Here is a 21924-nt window from a genome sequence, read left to right as displayed (position 1 = left end):
AATTAAAAGGATGACATGGGATCGAAATCGAACTGCACACTCTCGTCCTTCCGATCCTCTTCCTTCAAAAAATGCTCCATTCTGTTCTTCAGACGGATTAAAACCTCATAATCCGGATTTTTCACATAAAGCACATAACGGAAAATATCATTAATTCTGCCGATAAATGCCGGCGCGGGACCGATAATGATCGTTTTCTCCACCCGTCCCTCCGGCGCGCCCACACAGAGCCGCTTCAATTGACCCGCCAGCACTTCGCCGCCTTCCTGGGCAGCGGAGGTTACCTGCACCGCCAGGATATGGGAAACAGGCGGATAGGAAAGCATCTGCCGGTAAAGGATTTCCTCTTCATAAAAGCCTTCATAATCCTGCGCCGCCGCATGCAGAATGCTGTAATGCTCCGGCTGATAGGTCTGTATGACCACCTCTCCCGGCCTGGTTCCCCTGCCTGCCCTTCCCGCCGCCTGGGTCAGCAGCTGAAAGGTCCGCTCCCCCGCACGGTAATCATTCACGGAAAGCGACATATCCGCCGCCAGAATTCCCATAAGCGTCACATTGGGGAAATCATGCCCCTTGACAATCATCTGTGTTCCCACCAGGATATCGGCTTCTCCCGCGGAAAATGCGGACAGGATTTTTTCATAGCTGTCCTTTGTTTTCGTGGTATCCGCATCCATGCGGAGCACTTTTTTGTCCGGATACAGCTTATGCAGCTGTTCCTCGATTTGCTCCGTACCGGCCCGGAAACCCAGTATATATTTGGAACCGCATTCCGGACACAGCTTCACGGCAGGCTGGGTGAAGCCGCAGTAATGGCAGACCAGCGTCCCGTTTCTGTGCTCGGACAAAGAAACGTCACAATGGGGACATTTCATCACATGCCCGCACATCCGGCAGGATACAAACCCGGCGTAACCCCTCCGGTTCAAAAAGAGCATGCTCTGCTCTCCCCTTTCCAGCCGGTCCTCCAGAAGCGACTGCAGCCTTTTGGAAAAAATGGAACGGTTGCCGTTTTTAAGCTCCTGCCTTAAATCCTCCACATACACGGTGGGGAGCACGCCTCCCGTGAGACGTTCATTTAGGGTAAACAGCTTGTATTTTCCCTGCTTTGCCCGGTAGAAGCTCTCCAGCGAGGGAGTTGCGGATCCTAAAAAAACGCTTGCCCCATGAAGCGCCGCAAGCTCCTCCGCCGTTTCCCTGGCATGGTATTTCGGCATGGTTTCGCTTTTATAGCTGTTTTCATGCTCTTCATCTATAATAATGATCCCGATATCCGGGAACGGTGTAAACAACGCGGAACGGGGGCCGATGATAACATCGATTTCCCCTTTTCTGGCCCGCTCGCACTGATCATATTTTTCTCCGGGAGACAGCGTGGAATTCATCACGGACACACGATCCCCGAATCTTTTATAAAAACGGAGCACTGTCTGGTAGGTCAGCGCAATTTCCGGAATCAGCATAACGGCCTGGCGGCCCCTCTGAATCATCTGCGCTATCAGCTCCATGTAGACCTCCGTTTTCCCGCTTCCGGTAATTCCCCGGAGCAGATAGGTCTGCCGGATGCCGTCGTCATAATCCTTCAACACGCTGTCCACAACGAACTGCTGCCGTTCACTCAGGCGGTGGCCGGCCTCCCGCTGCGCATCCAGCTTTACCGGATTCCGGTAATAGGGCACGCTGTTAATGGCAATCAGCCCGGCCTCCTGAAGACTGCGGAAGGTGGAGGGAGAAATATTCAGCTTCCTCGCCACCAGTGTCTGGGGCAGCCGTTCCTCCGCTATCAGCTCCCGCAGGACGCGGGCCTTGGCTCCCTGATGCTTCCTTTCACATTGAAGCATCTCCGCCCGGGCTTCCTCTTTCCCCACCCGGAGGCAGATTTCCTTTTTTTCCTGCTGCTTCAGCTTCTGGCGCACCGGCAAAACCGTTTTCAGCGCGTTAATCATGGTGGAACCGTAATGCTCCTTCATCCAGAAGGCCAGGCGGATCAGCCTGCTTTCCACCTGAACTCCTTCTTCGATTACAGAGTCAATTTCCTTCAGCCGTGAAACATCAAATTCCGGCTCATCCGTTATTTCTATAATATAGCCTGTGCGCAGCTTATTACCGCTGCCAAAGGGGATTCTGACCTTCATCCCCGGCTCCGGAAGCCCCAGCAGCGCCTCCGGAATACGGTACTGAAACGGGCGATCCACTTTTTCATGGGAAATATCCACTATAATATTTGCAAATCTGCCCTGCATGTATCCCTCCATCAGAAGGAAATTCCTCTCTCCTTCAGTATCTGCGCAATCAGCACTCTTTCATCCATGGGGTGCTTCACTCCCCGGATCTCCTGATAATCCTCATGCCCCTTGCCTGCCAGCACGATAATATCTCCCGGCCGTCCATTGTCAATCGCATAGGCAATCGCTTCTTTTCTGTCACAAATTTCGATATACTTCCCATCCGTTTTGCCAATTCCCGTCTTGATATCGTCAATGATAGCCTGAGGCTCCTCAAAACGGGGATTATCTGAGGTAATTACGGTTAAATCCGCCAGTCTCCCGCTCACCTCCCCCATTTCATAACGGCGCAGCCTGGAACGGTTGCCTCCGCAGCCGAATACACATACCAGCCTGCCGTGGTCATACTCCTTCAGCGTGGTGAGCAGGCTTTCCAGCGCCATGGCATTATGGGCGTAATCAATCAGCAGGGTAAATTCATCCGATACCTTCACCAGCTCAATCCTGCCCTTTACACGCGCTTCCTGCAGCGCCTTCTTCACCGCCTCCACAGGGACGCCGAAATGACGGCAGATAGCGATGGCCGTCAGCGCATTATATACGCTGAACCGTCCCGGCATAGCTATCTCAGCGTCAAAATCCATAAGTCCCTTAACCTGAAACGCCACACCCAGATGCCCGTTCCTGTTGGTCAGCCGCATTCCTTCGGCCCGCAGATCCGCCTCTTCAGACAGCCCGTAGGTTTCCAGCCTGCACGTATGCCCTTCCATAACCTGCTCCCAATGACTGTCGTCCCGGTTGGCAATTCCCACGCGGCACTGCCTGAAAAGCATTCCCTTGCAGCGCATATATTCTTCAAAGCTGCCATGCTCATTAGGCCCGATATGATCCGGCTCTATATTGGTAAAAATACCGAAGTCAAATACAAATCCCTGGCTTCTGTGCTGCATCAGCGCCTGGGAAGAAACCTCCATCACCACCGCATCACAGCCGGCCTCAGCCATCTGCGCCAGATAGCTCTGCAGAATATAGGACTCCGGCGTGGTATTCTCAGCAGGAATGTGCTTATCGCCGATAATTGCTTCTATTGTACCGATCAGCCCCACCTTAAGGCCGGTATTCTCCAGAATCGACTTTACCAGATAAGCTGAGGTCGTCTTTCCCTTCGTCCCGGTAATCCCGATGGTCTTCATCTTCTCTGCCGGATGCCCGAACCAGGCCGCCGAAATAAACGCCATGGCATACCGCGTGCTCTCCACCTGCACAATGGCCACCTGCGCATCCTCCGGCACCTTAACAGGCCTCTGCACCACAAGAGCCGCAGCTCCCTGCTCTACTGCCTGCGCCGCTGCGCTGTGCCCGTCAAAATTAGCTCCTTCTATACAAATAAACAGACATCCCTTTGTAATTTTCCTGGAGTCATAAACCACATCGGTAATATCCAGCTCCAGCCGGCCTCTTACCACCGTGACATCCAGATTCTCAAGTAACGTTTTTAAAGCTGCCATATCATTTCCTCTTTTCTTTTTGAAAAATGGATATTTAAGCGTAATACTTACATAAGAATAGCACAAAAGGATCCCATTTTCAACCAAGGATGTGCTCCGCGCCATGGCCTCCCCTCGCCATGGTTATATATTTTAACCCTGTTATCAGTAGTTTTTGCAGTTCTTTATATTCAGGCAAACAAAAGGTTAAAAAAGAAACAGCATACCTACCCGCATGTCACGCAGAGTCTGGACGCTGCTCTTTATAGCTTTTTTAAATGTAAATCGCCTGCACCTCGTTCACGGCTGCGCTCCTTTGAGCCTGATATCCCGCATCCTGCAGGAAACATCAGCTTCCACCACACACTGCGGCGGCTTATTTTACGGGTTCAGAACCGACTTTTCTTTCCAGTTCTTCTATCCGCTTCATGGCCTTATCAAGCGCGGCAGCCTGAGCGGCAATCAGCTCCTGCAGTTTATTATTTTCTTCCTCGTGCCTTTTCTGCTCTTCTTCCAAGGCAGCAGACTGTGCATCTATCGTTGCCTGCATCTCGTCAATCATATACTGCACTGTATTCCGATCCATCTCTCTTAGCTCTTCCGAAAACATTCCCATCACCTTCTCCATATTCCGGCAGACTTCATATACGTCCCCATACATCTGTCTGAACATCGGGTATTTATTTCCGCGAGCAACGAGCCAAACGGATGCACTTGTGCATCCACTTGGCGACTGCCGCGAGGGTCAAATGCCCCGTTGCTTGCAACGGGGTGTTTGACTTATCAGCTCGATTATCCGTTCCGGATCCTGCGTGCTGTAAAACATCAGCCACGCCTCCAGTTCGTTTTCTATACTTTTATTTTCCATGTTTTTTTGGAATATGTCAAGCGTAATAAAGATAAAATTCTGTAACAAATCCAGCTCCAGCCCTGTATCAAAGCTCCAGTCCGATTTATGCAGATATTCCTTTTCCATAGAATGAAATTCCACAGGGCTTTTCTCAAAAAGCACTATGACATATACGTTTTTGATGTCCTTATAACTGAACTTACCCTTTTCCCTGTTCCTCTTATCCCGTGCCCTTTTATACTGCCTCAGCAGCAGATCCGCAGCATAGCAGGCGCTGCGTTCTCCCGGAAAGGCATAGCCCAGCTTCTGAATCTCCACATCCGCCAGGCTTCCGTCCTCGAATTCCACCAGGATATCCGTGACTAATAAGGTATTTTCGTCCGCAATCCTGCCTCCCTCATTGGGAAGCACCTGACGGATCACTACCTTTTTCCCCAGCAGCAGCGACAGAAAACGGTTCAGCCTGCCGGGCGTATATTCCGGACTCATGATTTCCTTGAAAAAAGAATCATAAAGGATCTTTACGCCCTTCATACCCGTGCAGAAATCCAGGAATTCTTCCTGCCGTTCAGGCGTCCAGCTCTGAAACAGCGCCTTCAGCCCGCTGCTTTCACCAATTTCTTTCAACACCTCCTTTCTTTCCCTGATAAGCAGAAAATAATTCCTGAGCCTGTTTTCCATAAATATTCCTCCTGTATTAAGTTTTTTGCCATTTACGGATTACTGCTTCGAAAAGGAAGCGCCGAAATGAAAGAACGGCCGGACGGCCGGATACTACAGCAGCATAGATACCGCTGTGTGACGAAATAATAATAACATACTAATTCAATAATATCAACACAAAACTCTGTTGGTTGAAGGATGTTTCACAAAAATAAATTCAGGCCAATTCATATAGATATCATACTTACCAACCTCATCCCCCGAATCTCCCTGCAAGTTTCTGTACAAAGCACAAGAACTTTGCCACACCCCTTCTTTCATCTATACCATTACTGATACCAGTTTTAGTTCATTACACCTGGCCGTAAATTCCCGTGGCTGAACTTACACCAGCCAGATTAATGCCATGCCTGATATACAAACAATAAGCCCTCACTTTCGTGAGAGCTTATTGACTATGAGGGGGGAGATAGTTTAGTGAGTTGTTTTTCAACTATCTGACACTAATGATACCGGGAAAATGTGTTCATTCTGTGATGAAACTTTAAAAAAGTTCTTAATTCCCTGAAGGAATTATTAAGAAAACAGAAAGATTTCCTCCACCGCTTCACCCTTTCCAGCCACCTCCCCCTTTATTTATTATATCATTTCTTCTCTCCTCTACCCTTACGCCCCTCATAACCTGCCCTACAGAAGGAGAGTCCTGCGTGTCCCTGTGTCTCCCTGGGGGCTGTATGGGGGGATGGTCTGTCAGGGGGATACCTGCCTGCCGGGCCGGACTTCTCTTCCTCCGGGACAGCCGCGGCCAGCCTCCCTTTTTCCCAGGCGGGGTGGGGGGTGTTTTCTGCTCCATTGGAAAAAACGGAGATATTTCTTACTGCCCCGGAAGGCAGGAATCCTGCCGCCCTTAGCGACCTGTCTGACGAACGCAGCCGACGCAGTCGCTGCGTGAGGAGTTCCGGTCGCGTTGGCAGAATTCCTGACTTCCGGGACAGTTAGAAATACCCCGTTTTTGAGACTGGAACAGTAAACACCCCCACCCCGCCTGGGAAAAAGGGAGGCTGGCCGCGACGGCCCCGGAGGAAGAGAAGTCCGGCCCGGCAGGCAGGTATCCCCCTGACAGACCATCCCCCCATACAGCCCTTCCCAGGGAGACACAGGGACACGCAGGACTCTCCTTCGCCCCCACCGCAAGATCTTCTTCTCTTTTTCTAAAGAAAACCTTAAGACTTTTTATTTTCTTTTTCTAAAATAGACACACTCACGTCACAATTTTCCGTTATCATATATTTCAGATAGTTAAACAACTCAAAACTATCTCCCCCCTCATAAGAAAACGAAAAGCTGTCATGCGGATTTCCGCCGGCAGCTTTTTCGTTTGTATAACGCAGAAAAAATGACATACGGCCACATCCCCCATGCCTGCCGTATGTCATTTTTTTACCTCCCCCACATACTTTATACTTACCTTCCGGGATCTTCCATCCATTCCCACGCCAGCTCCACCAGCCTGCTTCTCACCTCCCGGCTCTCAATCATCCTGTCCTGTGTGGCCTTCATTCCATACTTCACTGAAGAAAAGGCCGTTACAGCCGGTCTCACCCCGGCGTTTTCATATATATCCTTCAGCGTCTGAACGGCCGGTTCCAGGCCATGTTCCGGATTCCCAACCAGAATAATTTTCACCTTTTTCCAAAAACGCTTCTCTTCCGCTTCATCATGAAGCCTGGGAGACATGCGTTCCAGCAGCCGGTAGAAAGCCGACGGTAAATTACCGTTGTAAAGCGGCATGACGAAAATGCTCTGTTCTTCCTTATCCATCCATGCCGTCAGCGCGGTCAGCCCGTCCTTTTTCGGGCAGCTGCCGTGGATGCACTCATATTCACATGGTCCGCAGCCCTCCAGGCTGAAATCATGAATTGACCGGCTCACAAGCCGGTTATTCGTCTGCTGACGCAGAAACAACAGAAAATCTCCGCAATTGCCGTTCTTTCTGGAACTGAAATTTAATCCAAGCATGTCTGCCGCTTCCCTTCCTTCAGCCACTGCACCGTATCCTGAATGGTCTGCATCAGGTCACGCGGGCTGTAGCCTAATTCTTTTGTAGCCTTATCATGTGAGAACCTGTCATTGCTTCTTAGCGTATACAATGAATAAACCGTGTACAGCGGACGTTTCTTTTTCCATCTGGCATAACCCGCCAGCAGAGGGGCGGCCGCCTTCGCCAGCCACATGGGAAGCACCGGGACGCTTCTGCATTTACAGGTTTTTTTAGCCATGGCAAGCACCTCGCGGATTTCGTAGTGGCGGTTGGAAAGAATATAGCATTCCCCCTTTCTGCCTTTCTCCGCCGCCAGCAGGCAGCCCGTTGCCACATCACGCACATCCACAAAATCATAACCGCCTTTGACGCAGGCCGGAAGCCGTCCCTGAATATAATCGCTTACCAGCTGTACCAGGTAATTTCCCGTGCCGCCAAAGGGGCCGAGAATTCCCGACGGATGGACAATCACCGCATCCAGCCCCTGCTTTACCATATCAAGCACCGCTCTGGTCGCTTCCGCCTTGGTTTTGGCATAGCCGCCGAACACTTTCTTTTCAGAAAAATCCGTTACTTCCTGCATAACCCCAAAGCTTCCGTTTTCCGGAATGGCATGGACCGAGCTCACGTAAACCAGACGTTTTACATGCTTTTCCAGACACAGCCCGGCTACTGTCTTCGTTCCATTCACATTCACATCATAGATCAACGGGGTCACCTCACCGGAAATATCAATCATTCCCGCCGTATGAATAACATAAATCTGCATTCCCTCCAAACCTTCAAAAAGGGGAAGAAGCGACTCTTTTTCCCTTACATCCCCTTTATAGTAGGTGACATTTTTAAGCTCCCTCTCCTCCTGTCCCGGCAGTATCAGTCCCCTCACCTGACAGTTTTCATTTGCAAGCATACGGACAATCGTGTTCCCAAGATGTCCGTCCGCGCCCGTGACGATATACATTTTCTTCATGGTGAACCTCCCAATCCAGAATAATTTTCCTCAGGCCGCAACGCATCCCGTCTGATGCCAGTCTGTTTGCACCAGGGTATTAACCGACGTTTCAATACGGAAATAAAACATCTGATTTCTTTCTTTATTTGTAACAGTTCAGGACGGCATATCGTCTTGAACTGTTCCCTTTACTTTATTATATCAACCTGTTTTTTTCTCTACAATGGACAGTTCCACGCCAGTTGTGCAGCTTTTGAACACATTGGAAAAATTTGTTGTCCATTCGATTTCTTTTATGTTTTATAAAGAAACAGTTAATAAATTTTATAGCTTTTTATGAAAATAGTCATACTCCCGACACATTTTTCGGGTATTATAAATTTCAGATAGATGAACAACACCTATCTCCCCCTCATAAAAGATAAGATAAAAAGGCGCCTGCGGACAGGCGCCTTTTTATCTTATCTTTTCACGGCCAGCCGGCCGCTTATTATCCGGACGGATATTATTCCCGATACTCTACAATTCCGGTTATATTTCCATAATCTCAATATCCTTCATCATTTCCTCCGCCAGCTTCAGAGGCACATTCCCGCTTTCCAACGTGGTCGCATTGGCCGCGGAAACAGCCGCCGCTCTTTGCAGCAGTTCTTCTTCCCCGATGCCAGCCGTCATGGACATGGCCAGGGAAGCCACCACGCTGTCCCCGCAGCCCACCGTGTTCATCGCCATAACCCTGGGCACCCTGGCGTAAAGGCAGCGTCCCTCCCTTGCCAGTATCAGCCCCTTGTCCCCCAGGGAAATCATGACCATCCGGATGCCGGAAGCCAAAAGCACATTGGCAGCATCCTTCACATCCTCCCGATCCTGCAGCCGTCTTCCGATAATGTATTCCAGCTCCTTACGGTTGGGCTTCACAACAGCGGGAGCAGCCTGAATCCCTTCCTTCAGCAGCTCTCCGCTGGTATCCAGAATCACTTTTTTCCCCATCGCGGCCGCGCTGCGTATCAGCCTTGCGTATATATCTGCAGAAATGCCCGGCGCCGCGCTGCCTGAAAGGATAATCAGGCTGCTCTCCTCCGCCAGCCGGATAAAGCTTGCGCCGAACTCCTTCAGATGCGCTTCACTTATGTGCGGTCCCGGCTCAAGAATCTCCGTTACATAGCCGTTATCCGCCACAATATTCATACTGCTGCGTGTTTCTTCCTCCACATGGACAAATGCGCTGCGTATTTTCAGCCTGTCCAGCTGGGCCTCCATCCATTTTCCCTGATAGCCTCCAAGGAAACCGGTGGCAGTCACCTCATAATCGTACTGCCTGAGGATTTTGCTTACATTGATTCCCTTTCCGCCCGGGATATTATCCACCGACCGCATTCTGTTCACACGGCCGGGAAAAAGCTCTCCTGTCCTGTAGGTCTTATCCACCGCCGGATTCAATGTTACCGTCAAAATCATATCTGCCTTCCGTTCCGCCCGCCGGCTTCCGTTTTCCTGCGGGCCTTCTGTTATTTTCTGTAAATTGCAGCTGCTTCGTCCCACCACAGTTACTGCAAATCCTTCTTCATTCCTATTTTATCATACTTCCCCGTTTCACGGCATCTTATATGGAGAAATTTTATAACAGCCAGCAGCCGCCCGCCTGTTACCCAAAATCTGTTTTTCCGGCGGCTTGCTTACTGATACTGCTGCATCACCAGCTGGAGCTTCGTATTTCCCTGATAGGTATTGAGGGAAGGATAATAGGTTACGGACATGCGTATATCCTGGGTCTTTCCCAGATAAAGCCTGTCCACAGCTTCCTGCCCGAACCGTGCAGCCATGTATGCATTCAAAGGCGCCGGATCGCCGAAAGCCATCATCTCCCATCTCTTTCCGCAGTCATCCAGCACGGTAAAGCGCACGGCATTCCCATTTTTCCCCAGAATGCGGGCTGAAAGGAAGGCCATATCCTTCTGGGCAAATACCGGCTTGGGATTTCCGTTGCCAAAAGGCTCCAGCAGCTCCAGTTCCCGCACAAAATCCATGGATACATGGGAAACAGGCATCGGTACGTCGATATGTACTCTTTCCTCCAGATCGCTTTCCGTCAGGGTGCAGACAGCATTGATTTCCCTGCGGAAATTCTCCACATCCTTTTCCTCCAGGGAAAGGCCGGCCGCCATTTTATGTCCGCCGTATTTGGTAAAAAGCTGTTTTACCTTCGTCATTTCCTCAAACATATGATAGGTTTCGATGGAACGTCCGCTTCCCTTCACCCCCTCTTCCCCTTTTGTGAGGACAAAAACGGGCTTGTAGTATTTTTCCCGCACCCTTCCGGCAATGATTCCCGCCAGGCTTTCATGGCAGTCGGGCAGGTACACCACCAGCACCCGATCCTTTCCAAGCCCGCTTTCTTCCACCAGCTTAACCGCCTTTTTGACAAAAATATCGGTCATTTCCTTCCGGCTGTCGTTAAGCTGCTTCAGATCGGCCGCTATCCGCACTGCTTCCCCTCTGTCCTCAGCTTCCAGCAGCTGAAGGGCTCTTACCGCCGTATCCAGCCGCCCGGTGGCATTCAGGCACGGCCCCATGACAAAACCGATGTGATAGGCAGAAAGCTTTTTCTTATCGATGCCGTTTACCTCCATCAGCGCCCGAAGCCCCTGGTTAACAGTACTCTGCATGTGGGAAAGGCCGAATTTCACAATTATCCGGTTTTCATCCAGAAGCTCCATAACGTCACATACCGTGGCGAATGCCGCCAGCTCCAGCAGTTCTTCCAGAAGCGCACTCTCCCTTTTCTCCAGCCCCAGCCTCCTGAAAAGGCTCATAATCACCTTATAAGCCACCACAGCGCCGCAGATACCTTTGTAGGGATAATTATCCCCTTCCTGCTTCGGGTCAATTACCACGTCCGCCGGAGGCATCAGATAGCGTCTTTCCCCGCCGCTTTCTTCATAGGGAACCTCATGGTGATCCGTGACGATCACCGTCATTCCTTTCTTCTTTGCCAGCTCAATCTGGGGCGCGGCGGCGATGCCATTGTCGCAGGTAATGATGGTATCAACTCCTGCCTCCCACGCATCCTCCACCAGATGCTCATTCAGGCCATAGCCGTCCTTCATCCGGTGCGGAATGGCGGTATCCGCTAAGGCCCCCGCATAGAGCAGGCCCTTATGCAGGATAAAGGTGGAGCAGATACCATCCGCATCATAGTCTCCTATAATCCGGATCTGCTTATTTTCCCTGATTTTTCTTTCCAGAATTTCCACCGCGCACTCCATGCCCAAAAGCAGCCCGGGATCATACATTTCCTCCACGGTCCCCTGCAGGTATTTCCGAATATCGTCTTCCTCCACAATATCCCTGTTTCTGATAATCCGGGCGAGTACCGGACTAATGCCGAAGGTTTCACCAATTTTCTGAAAGTCCGCTCTCTTTGCGGCTACGAACCATTTTGCCATATCAACATTCTCCGTTATAATCCAGAGCGGCAGAACCATTCAAAAAATCCGCCCCGAACAATACAGTTTCTCTTACATTTATGGGGTTAAAAAGGCGTTCTGACAAGCAGAACGCCTTTCCTATCAATCAGCTTTTATCTAGACTTGACTTTCACCGCTGTGTTCTTGCTCTTTCCCGCAATCCTGGTACGCAGGACAAACCACAGCGCACCGGTAATGCATACGGAAGAATAAGTACCGCAGACGATACCAACCATCAGAGGCAGTGCAAATTCACGGATGGAGCTTACGCCCATGATATAAAGCACTGCAACCATAATGAAGGTTGTCAGCGAAGTAAAGATACTTCTGGACAGTGTCTGTGTGATACTCTTGTTCACCAGCCCGTTCAGCTCACTCTTTCCTTCCAGATTAATATTTTCACGGATACGGTCGAAGATAACGATGGTAGCATTGATGGAGTAACCTACAATGGTAAGCATACATGCAATGAAGGTACTGCCCACGGATACCCGCACCGCCGCATAGAAGGCCAGTACCACCAGTACGTCGTGAATCAGGGCTGCAACAGCGCTGGCGCCGAAACGGATGTCCTTGAAACGGAACCAGATATAGATCAGCATGCAGACAGTTGCTATCACTACCGCAACGACTGCTTCCCTTCTCATTTCACCGCTGATGGTGGAGCTGATGGTTTCTGCCGTAATCTTCTCCTGATCCACGCCGAAGCTATCCGCCAGGGTATTATTCAGCTCTTCTCTTTCCGTCACATCCAGTGTCCTGGTTTTGAAAATTACCTCATTGGTTCCCTGTACCTTCTGGGTCTGCACGTTTCCGTCGCCGGTAATCTTCTCGATCATGGGAACCACATTGGCATCGATATCCTCAATGGACATATTTTCATTAAAGGTAACGTTGGTGGAGGTACCGCCGATGAACTCCAGGCTGTAGTTCAGGCTCTGGCCGGTTCTTCCCTTGTTCACACCCATAAATACGAAGCCTGCAACAATCAGGACGATGGAAATTGTAAAAAATACCGCTTTTTTGGAAAGGAAGTTCACAGGCTTCTTTTCCTTTGCGCGTCCGTACAGCTTTTCGTTCTGCATGCCCACTGCATAGAAAGCATTCAGAATCAATCGCGTTATCACCAGCGCCGTGAACATGGAGACCACGATACCAAGAGCCAGTGTCTGCGCAAAGCCCTTGACCGTACCTGAGCCCATGAAGCCCAGCACCGCAGCTGCGATAAGTGTGGTAATATTTCCGTCCAGAATTGCGGAAAGCGCCTTCTGGAAACCGATTTTTATAGAAGATTTCACCGTCTTGCCGGTGGCGATTTCCTCACGGATACGAGCGAAAATAATAACGTTGGCATCCACCGCCATACCGATAGACAGGATAATACCTGCAATACCGGGAAGTGTCAGGGTGATTTCAAAACCGTTGAGCAGCAGGATCATCAGCACTACGTACATGCACAGCGCCAGGGAGCTTGCCACACCGGGAATCCAGTAAACGGCGATCATGAATACCATAACGATAGCCATGCCGATAGCTCCTGCCATAAGGCTTGTCCTGATGGCCGCAGAACCAAGCTGTGCGCCGACCACATTGGAACGCAGCTCTTCCAGCTCCAGCTTCAGTCCGCCGATACGGATGGTGGAAGCCAGCGTTTCCGCCTCTTCAAAGGTGCCCATACCGGTAATTACCGCAGAACCGTCCGTAATTTCAGACTGTACTGCCGGCGCGCTTACCACGGAACCGTCATAAATGATGTAAATAATGTCCCGTGTGGGAGCCGCCTTCTTGGTGGCTTCTGCAAATTTGACTTTTCCTTCTTCCGTCAGCGTCAGCTGAACTACCGCCTCCTGGTTGCCCAGGCTGTTCTTCTGGTAGCCGGCCTGTGCATCCGCCACATCCGTGCCTTCCAGAACCACATTTCCCTGGGAATCCTGGAAGGAAAGGGAACCGGGCTTGCCCAGCTCCTCCAAAACCGCATTGGCATCGGATACACCGGGGATTTCAATATTGATACGATCTGAACCCTCCTGGTATACCTGCGCCTCTGTGGAGTAATTTTCCACACGCTTCTGCAGCTTGTAGATGGTGTCATTCATGTCAGCGGCGCTGGGTGCCTCGTCCCCAACCACCTGATAGGTGATGCTGACGCCGCCCGCCAGGTCAAGTCCCTGCTTAACGCTGGAAGCGGAGCCTGATTTGTTCTCGCCTACACCAAAAATGGACACATAGCCCAATCCGGCCAAGATGACGATGAACGCAATCAGGGTAAAGATTCCTTTTTTCTTGTTCATTGCTTTTTTCTCCTTCATTCTAGTCGGCCAGTGCCGCTTTTATCATAATCGCACATTCGATACGCTTTTTCTGGAGTTCGCAGCCCAAATCATAGGTGCCTTTGATATTGCCCGTAAAGTTATAGGCATTTGCCGCACAGCCGCCGCTGCAGTAAAACTTGGCGAAGCAGTTCCTGCACTTTTCCTTGGCATAAACATTGCAGGTCTTGAATTCATCCCGGATATCCGTCCTGACGATTCCATCATCCACATTTCCCATGAGGAACTCTTCCTTGCCCACGAACTGATGGCAGGGATAAAAATCGCCCCACGGCGTCACAGCCAGATACTCTGTCCCTGAGCCGCAGCCGGAAAGCCGCTTTGCCACACAGGGGCCGCCGCTTAAATCTATCATAAAATGGAAGAAATTAACGCCCTTGCCTTCCTTCTGCCGCTTTAAAAGCTCTGCTGCCAGCTTGTCATATTCCTCAAGCAGCACGGGAAGATCCTCTTCTTTGAGGGCATAGGGTTCCGAAGGCTCCGCCACCACCGGCTCCACGGAAATCTGCTCAAAGCCCAGATCCGCCAGATGCTTTACATCCTCGCCAAAGTCCAGGTTATTGTGGGTGAAGGTGCCGCGCACATAATAATTGAACTGTTCACGGCTCTCCGCCAGCTTCTGGAACTTGGGAACAATGATGTCATAGCTTCCCTGTCCGCCTCTGTGAGGACGCATTTTGTCATTTACTTCCTTACGTCCATCAATGCTGAGGACCACATTGGACATTTCTTTATTAACAAACTCCTGAACCTCATCGTTGAGCAGGATTCCGTTGGTCGTCAGGGTAAAACGGAATTTCTTATGATTGGGCTCCTCCAGGCTCCTGCCGTAAGCTACCAGGTCTTTTACCACCTGCCAGTTCATCAGAGGCTCGCCGCCGAAGAAATCCACCTCAAGATTCACCCTGCTGCCGGAATTGGCAACCAGAAAATCCAGGGCCTTTTTCCCCACTTCAAAGCTCATCAGGGCGCGTCTGCCGTGATATTCCCCTTCCTCCGCAAAGCAGTAGCGGCAGGCAAGGTTGCAGTCATGGGCAATATGCAGGCACAGCGCCTTTACCACCGTCTGCCTGTTCTTGAAATCCCCGATATAATTTTCGTAAATATCCTCCGTAAACAGCTGTCCGGCTTCATACAGCTCCAGAATTTCTTCTACAGCTTCCTCCAGCTCCTGTTCTGTATAAGAAAGCTTTTTTTCAGAGAGCCGCTCTTTTCCAGACTGCTGTCCTTCACCGGAGCGCTCCGCTTTCAGCGCTGTAAGGATACCCTCTTTTTCTTTTACTCCGTTATTGATGCATTCCTCAATCCGTGGTATCACATCATAGACACAATCGTCCACAACATGTACGCTTCCGCTGTTCACATCCATTACGATGTTGTAGCCGTTGTTTTTGTACTGGTGTATCACTGGAAAACTTCCTTTCTGTTTTATAGAAACTGTCCGGGGCCGGACTCCGAACGCCAATCCCCAAACAGTCCTTTATCCATTTCCGTCCGCCCTCTCAGGCCGCAAGTAAAAAAGCTGCGCCCCGCCTCGGCCATGTCTTCACGTATAATAAGCAGCGATGGGTATCGCTGCTTATAAAAACCTTATGCGGTTTCTTTCGGAGCTGCTTATTTCATTTTCTCGCAGCTCTGGTTTCCTACTGTGCAGGATGTCTTGCAGGCTGACTGGCAGGATGTCTGGCATTCGCCGCAGCCGCCCTTCTTCATGGATTCTTTTAAGTCTCTTGTGGTCAGTGTTTTAATATGTTTCATATCATTGCCTCCTTGCATGAGAAAATCCGCGGAAACGGATGCTCTTTATCTGGACAGAGGTCGGCCTGAACCCCAGGCGCCATTGTCTAAGCTAGTATATCATAGTTTTTTATTGAGGGAAAGTATTTTTTGTCAAAAAAGTGCTGTAAAAAAAGGGGTAATCATGAAAGATGATGTAACGGTCCGGACCGGTCAGAGCTCAACTGCTGCCGGCTGATAACCGCTGCCTCGCAAAATGCATCGTCTCAGCTGAGCATCCCGCCCAGCATCCCGCCGGCCGCACAGATTGACAGCGTGGTAAAAAAGTGTGTGCCCAGATCCTTAAATTCGTGGTTCACCGCCAGCGATATCAGCGCCATCACCGCGAAATAGGCAAGTCCCACCGCAAGCCCCCAGAGGAACTTTCTGCTTCCCATTCTTTTTCCCGTCATAAACCCGGCAAAAAACACGGCAATCACGTAGATGAAGATGATGGCAATGGATACGATTTTCTCAGACAGCTGGAATTTGTAGAGAAACAGCGCCAGCAGCAGCAGGAAACCTCCTGTCAGTATGTAGGAAAACAGCAGGCACTTCAGCAGAAACAGTATGTTGGAACTCCTGATTTCTTTTTTGTCCATATTCCTCTCCTCCTTGAAACATGTATATTCCCTTCCCCCTCCGATTTATTCCTTTTTCCTCATTACTGTCCGGCCAAATGCAGCTTCGTACAGTGGCTTCTTAGCCCGGAAACGGCTATTGTCAGGAAACGGGTGCCTTACTTTCTTTCTCTTCCTCGGCGATTCCTTTCTCTTCCTTAGTGATGTGCTTGACATTTCGCTCAGTTTTATGTAAGATTCCTATAATTACTCATAATAATTCAGGCGACATCCTGTCCTGAATTTTTACAAATACTTAGGAAAATTTATCCTCGGAGTGGAATGCTCCCAGGACTTATTAAAAAAAGGAGTGAAATTTTACGTGGATTCATCGTCGGTCCTACAATTTATTTTTCTGATTGTTCTTATTGCCCTGTCGGCATTCTTTTCTTCTGCGGAAACCGCCCTCACCACCGTCAACCGGGTGCGTGTGCGTACGCTGATAGATGAAGGGAACAGGCGCGCTGCGGTGCTCCAGAAGGTCCTGGACAACTACAGCAAGATGCTCAGTTCCATTCTTATCGGCAACAACGTGGTAAACCTCTCCGCTTCCGCTCTCACCACCACACTTGCAATGAAACTATGGGGAAATTATGCGGTGAGCATCGCCACCGGCGTCCTGACGCTGGTCGTCCTGCTTTGCGGCGAAATCGTCCCAAAAAATGCCGCCACCCTGAATGCGGAAAAAATATCCCTGGCTTACGCCCGCATCATCTATTATCTGATGAAGTTGCTGACGCCGCTGATTTATATTGTGGATCGGCTTTCCATAGGCATCATGTTCCTGCTGCATGTGGATCCGAATAAGAAAAAAGATCAGATCACGGAATCTGAATTGAAAACCTACGTAGATGTCAGCCATGAGGACGGCGTGATTGAATCCGAAGAACGGGAAATGATTTACAATGTGTTCGACTTCAGCGACGCCGTTGCCAAGGATATCATGATACCCCGTATCGACATGAGCACCATCAATGTGGAAGCAGGCTATGAAGAACTGCTGGGGGTTTTCAAGGAATATATGTATACGCGTATTCCTGTCTACCAGGACGATAATGACAATATCATCGGCCTCGTCAACATCAAGGACTTTATCCTGGTGGAGGATCGGGAAAACTTTAAAATCACGGACATCCTCAGGGATGCCTATTACACCTATGAATTTAAAAAGACTGCCGATCTTATGATAGAAATGCGTGAGAAACGCTTTAACGTGGCTTTCGTGCTCAATGAATACGGCTCCTGTGTGGGAATGATTACCCTGGAGGACCTGCTTGAGGAAATCGTAGGGGAAATCAGGGACGAATATGATGCGGACGAGGATGAACTGATTCAGGAAATCGGCGAACGCCAGTATCTTGTGGAAGGCGGCATGAAGCTGGACGACATCAATGACGCCCTGGGAACGGAGCTGGAAAGCGAAGACTATGATTCCATCGGAGGCATTATCATTGAAATTCTGGACCGCATGCCGGTTCCCGGCGATGAAGTGACCACCGAAGCCGGAATCATGCTGCGCGCTGAAAATGTGCAGCAAAACAGAATTACCAAAGTTCTGATGACGCTTCCTGAACCGCCTGCACCGCAGGAGGATGAAGGCGACGGCAATGGCCGGGATTCCTTTTTTGATAAAGGGGGCCGGGAAGAAAATTCCGGCGACCAGCAAAGCTGATTTAATTACAATGCAAAAACGGACTGCAGGCCGGCAGTCCGTTTTTTCTATATAAAAGGGAGGTTTATGTAAAAGGAAGAATGGATGCATTCCTCCTGGAACGAAATAAATCTAACCCCCGGACGATTCCTCAAAGGAAACGCCTTCCTTCCCAAAATAGCAGATACACTCATGGCCCTCCCCATCCGTAATGCGGATGGCTTCCTGAATATTATCCCCCACAGTCAGGCTGACTCTGGCGGCCCGGGCTGAAGCTGGATCAATTCCGTTTGCTTCCAGTCCGGCCAGAACAGCTTCCATGTTGGAATCCAGATCGTACGGATAGGAGGTCTCCGCACTGCTGATTCTCTGCAGGCCGCCGCCGTCATATGCCAACACTATATAGCCGCATTGTCCTTCATCTGCGCAATAAGTACAGTAATACAGTTCCTTATCCGATAAACTGTTTCCATCCGCATCCAGCATCTGATAAGCTGCAAAGCTGTCGTAGCTCCATACTGCATGCCGCTTTTTTGTATCTGCATCCATAATATCCCTGTTTTCTAAATAAAAAGCGGGGTTATTTCTCAATTTTTCCTGAAGATTGGCGATGTATTTTCTTTATGTCCCGGGGAGGCCTTCCGCTCAGGCCTATGACTACAGCTTCTCCTCCTTTGGCTGCAATAATTCTGTCTATGGCTGCAGATCTTCTGCCTTCACCCAGACTTTCACCGTCCTGTTAGTCCATTCCTCCGGTATATCCTCAAAGCCTGTAATCACAGGAGGCGTATTATCAATATTGATAATATTCAGCTGCAGCTCTCCCTCCCGGACCGTATAGTCTTCACTGCAGTTCAACCGGCAGGTAACAATACCATTTTCCTTTACTGTAAACGATTCATTTCCGCCGGGAATCCCGTTCCAAATGTAGCTTTCCGGAGGTACTGACGCTTCGCTCAGCTTCTCATATTCGGCGTGAAGGACCACTTTTTTCGTCCAGTCCGCAGTATCCGCCGAAAGCCTGAAGCCAAAAACAGGCTCGCCCTCTTCCATCAGACCGGAATAACTGAAAATCAGCACGCTGGTACTGCTGCCCGGCCGTGCCGCCGATACCTCCCGGGAAAAGCACAGTGACAGACCGGCCAGCGCCGCGGCAAATACCGCCGCCTTCCTGACTCTTCCCGGCGTCCGCCCGCTTTTTCCTCCGCGGCCTCTCTTAAACTTCCTGATTTCGGCTTTTTTCAGCCTGATTTCTTCTATTACTTTTTTATTAATTTCTTTTTCTTCTTTTTTCATACTCTTCTCCTATCTGCCCCTTTCTGCGGGCATACGACTAATGTCGGGCTGCTGCACACGCCCTTTTCACCCCGTTTTCTTCGGTTGTCGTATTCCCCCCTTTCAGGAAGACAAACGGGCTCTCCTGCAACTCTGCCGCAGCGCGGATTCGCAATCCATGCGCGGTAATCCGGCAGAATGTCTACTGTAACAGATAATAAAATGGGAATAATTGAGCGGAGCCGTCTGCCGCTTTCCTGCGGATGCTCCCTGAAAAACAGACTGCGCTGCCGTGCATAACGGCCCGATGCCGCGCACGATAGTGCCAAATGAGAATAACACCGGAATGGTGTAAAAATATATTACACGAAACCGTTATGAAATGCAACCATAATTTTATGCTTTTTTACTGATGATTTTTTACTCGAATTTATACGCACCGATACACGGGCGCGCCATAGAATAATAGCAAGAAAATACAGGTGATTTTATATGGCCGAATTTACTTATACCATATTTCTGGATGCAGGACACGGCGGTTCTGATCCCGGAGCTACATTCAACGGACGGCAGGAAAAGGACGATACGCTGAACCTTACCCTTGCCGTGGGAAAAATCCTGGAAAGCTACGGCTTCCGGGTCATTTATGCCAGAACGGAAGATATCTATCAGTCTCCCTATCAGAAGGCAGCACTGGGAAATGACTCCGGCGCCAATGTATTTATCTCCATACACCGTAATTCCAGCCCTTATCCGAACCAGTACAGCGGTGTGGAAAGCCTGGTATACAATGCATGGCTTCCTGCCGGGACCATCGCAACCAACATAAACCGCCAGCTTGAGCAGGTCGGCTTCAAAAACCTGGGCGTGAACGAACGTCCCAATCTGGTCGTCCTGCGCCAGAGCAATATTCCCGCTGTCCTGGTGGAGGTCGGGTTCATAAATAACGAAAAGGACAACGAGCTTTTCGATCGGGAATTTGACGCCATAGCCAGAGCGATTGCCGACGGCATCGCAGGAACACTCTGGAGCTGGTAGCCTTCCTTTCCCAAAGTCCAATTCCCCGCAACGGTCTGTCGGTTATCAGACCCTCGCTGCAACAGCCGGCAGGATGCCCCGCGTAACCGCCCGACTCGCTGCCACAGAAAAAAAATACTGTGAAGCTCCTGAAATACGGTAGAGCTTCACAGTATTTTTTTCAATTCTTATATTTTTCCTTTTTCTCAGGAGAAAACCCGATATCCGCAGCCGGGTTCCTGCGGGCAAGCCAGGCAAGAACCGTCTCGACATCCTGTTTTTCTTCCAGGCGGATGTCCGTCCGTCTGCCGCCCTCTGTCACAAGGATCAGATGCTCCACCTCATAATTGGTGGTGCCGCAGCAAAGCCTGCTCTGCACATCCTCTACCTGCCTGTAGGCCCATAAGATTTCCCGCCACGCCAGATACCAGACGCCCAAAGCCTTTTTCCGAAACAGATAAGTCTCTCCCAGGCGGAATTTCCCCTGAACCGTGCTTTTCTCATAGTCCGCCTCCAGCTGCTTGTCTTCAGCCCTGCCCGCTCCGGGTATCCATTTCATAAGGCACCTCCTCCTTTTTCCCGGCCGCAGGCCTGCAAACCAGGCCCGCAGCTGTCAAATACACTACAGAAACAGCGATACCAGCGGTATTGTAACGATACTGAAAAGCGTACTCAGCACCGTTCCCCTGGTACAGCAGGTTTCATCCGCCCCGTATTCCGCCGCCAGCGGAACCACGATGCTGCCCACCGGCATTCCAAGCATGAACACGAAAATTCCCGCCAGCTCCGCAGGCAGCGCAAAATTCCTGATGACCAGCGCCGCCGTCATGGGAATAATAAGCAGCTTGATTGCCAGAAAAGCATATATTTTCGCCTCTCCCAGAAGCTCCTTCAGGTTTGCCTGGGCGATAGACGCCCCAATCAGCATCATGGACATGGGAATGGCCGCATTGCCCATGTAGCCTGTGAAGCTTTTCACGCTCTCCGCCGCCGGTATGTTCCCCGCAAAAACCACAACGGATACCAGGCAGGCGGCCACGCCGGGATTCAACAGCTTTTTTAAATCGGTCTTTTCCTTTTTCCCGCCCGAAATCAGATGGATCCCATACGTATAAAGCAAAATATTATAAATCAGGATATAAAAAGATACATAAAAAACACATTCCTCGCCATAAACACTGGAAACAAGAGGAATTGCCATAAATCCCACATTGGAAAAAACGGTCATCATACGGTACAGATGGTTCTGGGAGGGCTTCACGCGCAGCAGGCGTACCACCAGAAAGCTGACCGCAATCAGGATGATAAAATACAGGAGGATAAGCAGCAGGTTTATAAAAACCTTTTCTTCGTTCTCCCCGCCGCTTCTTCCCAGCACTCCATTGATGATAATCAGCGGATTCAGTATATTTACCACAATTTTCGACAGCTTGCCATAGGCATTTCTGTCAATCCATTCTTTTCTATAGCTGTAATAGCCGATGGCCATCATTGCAAGAAGTATCAGCATCTGCTGCAAAACAACAAAGGTGTCCATTTCCTTAATCCCCCCATGCCGTCCATTCTATCA

General features: G+C 50.1%; 18 protein-coding genes and 1 pseudogene. 2 read left to right on the top strand and 17 right to left on the bottom strand.

Going from position 1 to position 21924, the window contains the following annotated elements:
• Nucleotides 1-2: 2 nt before the first annotated feature.
• The 13 genes from priA to FYJ45_RS09470 all read right to left on the bottom strand — a co-directional run bounded on the left by priA (nt 3) and on the right by FYJ45_RS09470 (nt 16393).
• Nucleotides 3-2243 carry a replication restart helicase PriA gene (gene priA, locus FYJ45_RS09525; protein WP_154464407.1) on the bottom strand — a complete coding sequence of 747 codons (2241 nt, stop codon included), beginning with the start codon at nt 2241-2243 and terminating at the stop codon, nt 3-5.
• A gap of 11 nt (nt 2244-2254) precedes the next feature.
• On the bottom strand, nt 2255-3733 hold the full coding sequence (locus FYJ45_RS09520; protein ID WP_154464406.1) for a UDP-N-acetylmuramoyl-L-alanyl-D-glutamate--2,6-diaminopimelate ligase: 1479 nt from the start codon (nt 3731-3733) through the stop codon (nt 2255-2257).
• A 355-nt stretch (nt 3734-4088) separates the two neighbouring features.
• Nucleotides 4089-4385: a hypothetical protein gene (locus FYJ45_RS30590; RefSeq protein ID WP_235930741.1), complete on the bottom strand. Its 297-nt coding sequence runs from the start codon at nt 4383-4385 to the stop codon at nt 4089-4091.
• Nucleotides 4386-4457: 72 nt separating this feature from the next.
• Nucleotides 4458-5243, bottom strand: a complete 786-nt coding sequence (locus FYJ45_RS09515; RefSeq protein WP_235930740.1) for an Rpn family recombination-promoting nuclease/putative transposase — start codon at nt 5241-5243, stop codon at nt 4458-4460.
• 1205 nt (nt 5244-6448) lie between these two features.
• Nucleotides 6449-6661 (bottom strand): hypothetical protein, encoded by a 213-nt coding sequence (locus FYJ45_RS09510; protein ID WP_035320706.1) that lies wholly within the window; start codon nt 6659-6661, stop codon nt 6449-6451.
• A gap of 28 nt (nt 6662-6689) precedes the next feature.
• Complete coding sequence (locus tag FYJ45_RS09505) at nt 6690-7244, bottom strand: NAD(P)H-dependent oxidoreductase (protein ID WP_154464405.1); 555 nt, start codon at nt 7242-7244, stop codon at nt 6690-6692.
• Complete coding sequence (locus FYJ45_RS09500) at nt 7232-8236, bottom strand: NAD-dependent epimerase/dehydratase family protein (RefSeq protein ID WP_154464404.1); 1005 nt, start codon at nt 8234-8236, stop codon at nt 7232-7234. Before FYJ45_RS09500 ends, FYJ45_RS09505 begins: the two co-directional genes overlap by 13 nt.
• Before the next feature lie 513 nt (nt 8237-8749).
• On the bottom strand, nt 8750-9676 hold the full coding sequence (pfkB, locus tag FYJ45_RS09495) for a 1-phosphofructokinase (RefSeq protein ID WP_021634043.1): 927 nt from the start codon (nt 9674-9676) through the stop codon (nt 8750-8752).
• 218 nt (nt 9677-9894) lie between these two features.
• Complete coding sequence (gene recJ / locus FYJ45_RS09490) at nt 9895-11664, bottom strand: single-stranded-DNA-specific exonuclease RecJ (RefSeq protein WP_154464403.1); 1770 nt, start codon at nt 11662-11664, stop codon at nt 9895-9897.
• A 134-nt stretch (nt 11665-11798) separates the two neighbouring features.
• The gene (secD, locus tag FYJ45_RS09485) at nt 11799-13976 is read right to left on the bottom strand and encodes a protein translocase subunit SecD (protein WP_154464402.1); all 2178 of its coding nucleotides are present in this window, start codon (nt 13974-13976) and stop codon (nt 11799-11801) included.
• Between the two features lie 19 nt (nt 13977-13995).
• Nucleotides 13996-15423 carry a thioether cross-link-forming SCIFF peptide maturase gene (gene scfB, locus FYJ45_RS09480; RefSeq protein ID WP_276891817.1) on the bottom strand — a complete coding sequence of 476 codons (1428 nt, stop codon included), beginning with the start codon at nt 15421-15423 and terminating at the stop codon, nt 13996-13998.
• A gap of 206 nt (nt 15424-15629) precedes the next feature.
• Nucleotides 15630-15773: a six-cysteine ranthipeptide SCIFF gene (gene scfA, locus FYJ45_RS09475; RefSeq protein ID WP_009250044.1), complete on the bottom strand. Its 144-nt coding sequence runs from the start codon at nt 15771-15773 to the stop codon at nt 15630-15632.
• Between the two features lie 245 nt (nt 15774-16018).
• Nucleotides 16019-16393, bottom strand: a complete 375-nt coding sequence (locus FYJ45_RS09470) for a TIGR04086 family membrane protein (protein WP_154464400.1) — start codon at nt 16391-16393, stop codon at nt 16019-16021.
• A 340-nt stretch (nt 16394-16733) separates the two neighbouring features.
• On the opposite strand from FYJ45_RS09470, the gene FYJ45_RS09465 reads away from it, so the two are divergent.
• Nucleotides 16734-18083: an HlyC/CorC family transporter gene (locus tag FYJ45_RS09465; protein WP_276891798.1), complete on the top strand. Its 1350-nt coding sequence runs from the start codon at nt 16734-16736 to the stop codon at nt 18081-18083.
• A gap of 111 nt (nt 18084-18194) precedes the next feature.
• Here the strand turns inward: FYJ45_RS09465 and FYJ45_RS09460 are convergent, their stop codons facing one another.
• Both FYJ45_RS09460 and FYJ45_RS09455 read right to left on the bottom strand, forming a co-directional pair.
• Nucleotides 18195-18611 carry a hypothetical protein gene (locus tag FYJ45_RS09460; protein ID WP_154464398.1) on the bottom strand — a complete coding sequence of 139 codons (417 nt, stop codon included), beginning with the start codon at nt 18609-18611 and terminating at the stop codon, nt 18195-18197.
• A 144-nt stretch (nt 18612-18755) separates the two neighbouring features.
• Nucleotides 18756-19358 carry a hypothetical protein gene (locus FYJ45_RS09455; protein ID WP_154464397.1) on the bottom strand — a complete coding sequence of 201 codons (603 nt, stop codon included), beginning with the start codon at nt 19356-19358 and terminating at the stop codon, nt 18756-18758.
• 471 nt (nt 19359-19829) lie between these two features.
• Between FYJ45_RS09455 and FYJ45_RS09450 the strand changes: the two are divergent.
• Nucleotides 19830-20369, top strand: a pseudogene (locus FYJ45_RS09450) (N-acetylmuramoyl-L-alanine amidase family protein); the annotation flags it as partial.
• Between the two features lie 166 nt (nt 20370-20535).
• Here FYJ45_RS09450 and FYJ45_RS09445 read toward each other — a convergent pair.
• Nucleotides 20536-20913 carry a DUF6709 family protein gene (locus tag FYJ45_RS09445; RefSeq protein ID WP_154464396.1) on the bottom strand — a complete coding sequence of 126 codons (378 nt, stop codon included), beginning with the start codon at nt 20911-20913 and terminating at the stop codon, nt 20536-20538.
• A gap of 63 nt (nt 20914-20976) precedes the next feature.
• Nucleotides 20977-21891: an AEC family transporter gene (locus FYJ45_RS09440; RefSeq protein WP_154464395.1), complete on the bottom strand. Its 915-nt coding sequence runs from the start codon at nt 21889-21891 to the stop codon at nt 20977-20979.
• Nucleotides 21892-21924 lie beyond the last annotated feature (33 nt).

Source organism: Eisenbergiella porci, from assembly GCF_009696275.1.
GTDB classification, from domain to species: domain Bacteria; phylum Bacillota; class Clostridia; order Lachnospirales; family Lachnospiraceae; genus Eisenbergiella; species Eisenbergiella porci.
Note: the sequence above shows the minus strand (reverse complement) of the source record. Positions and strands in the feature narration are given on the sequence as shown.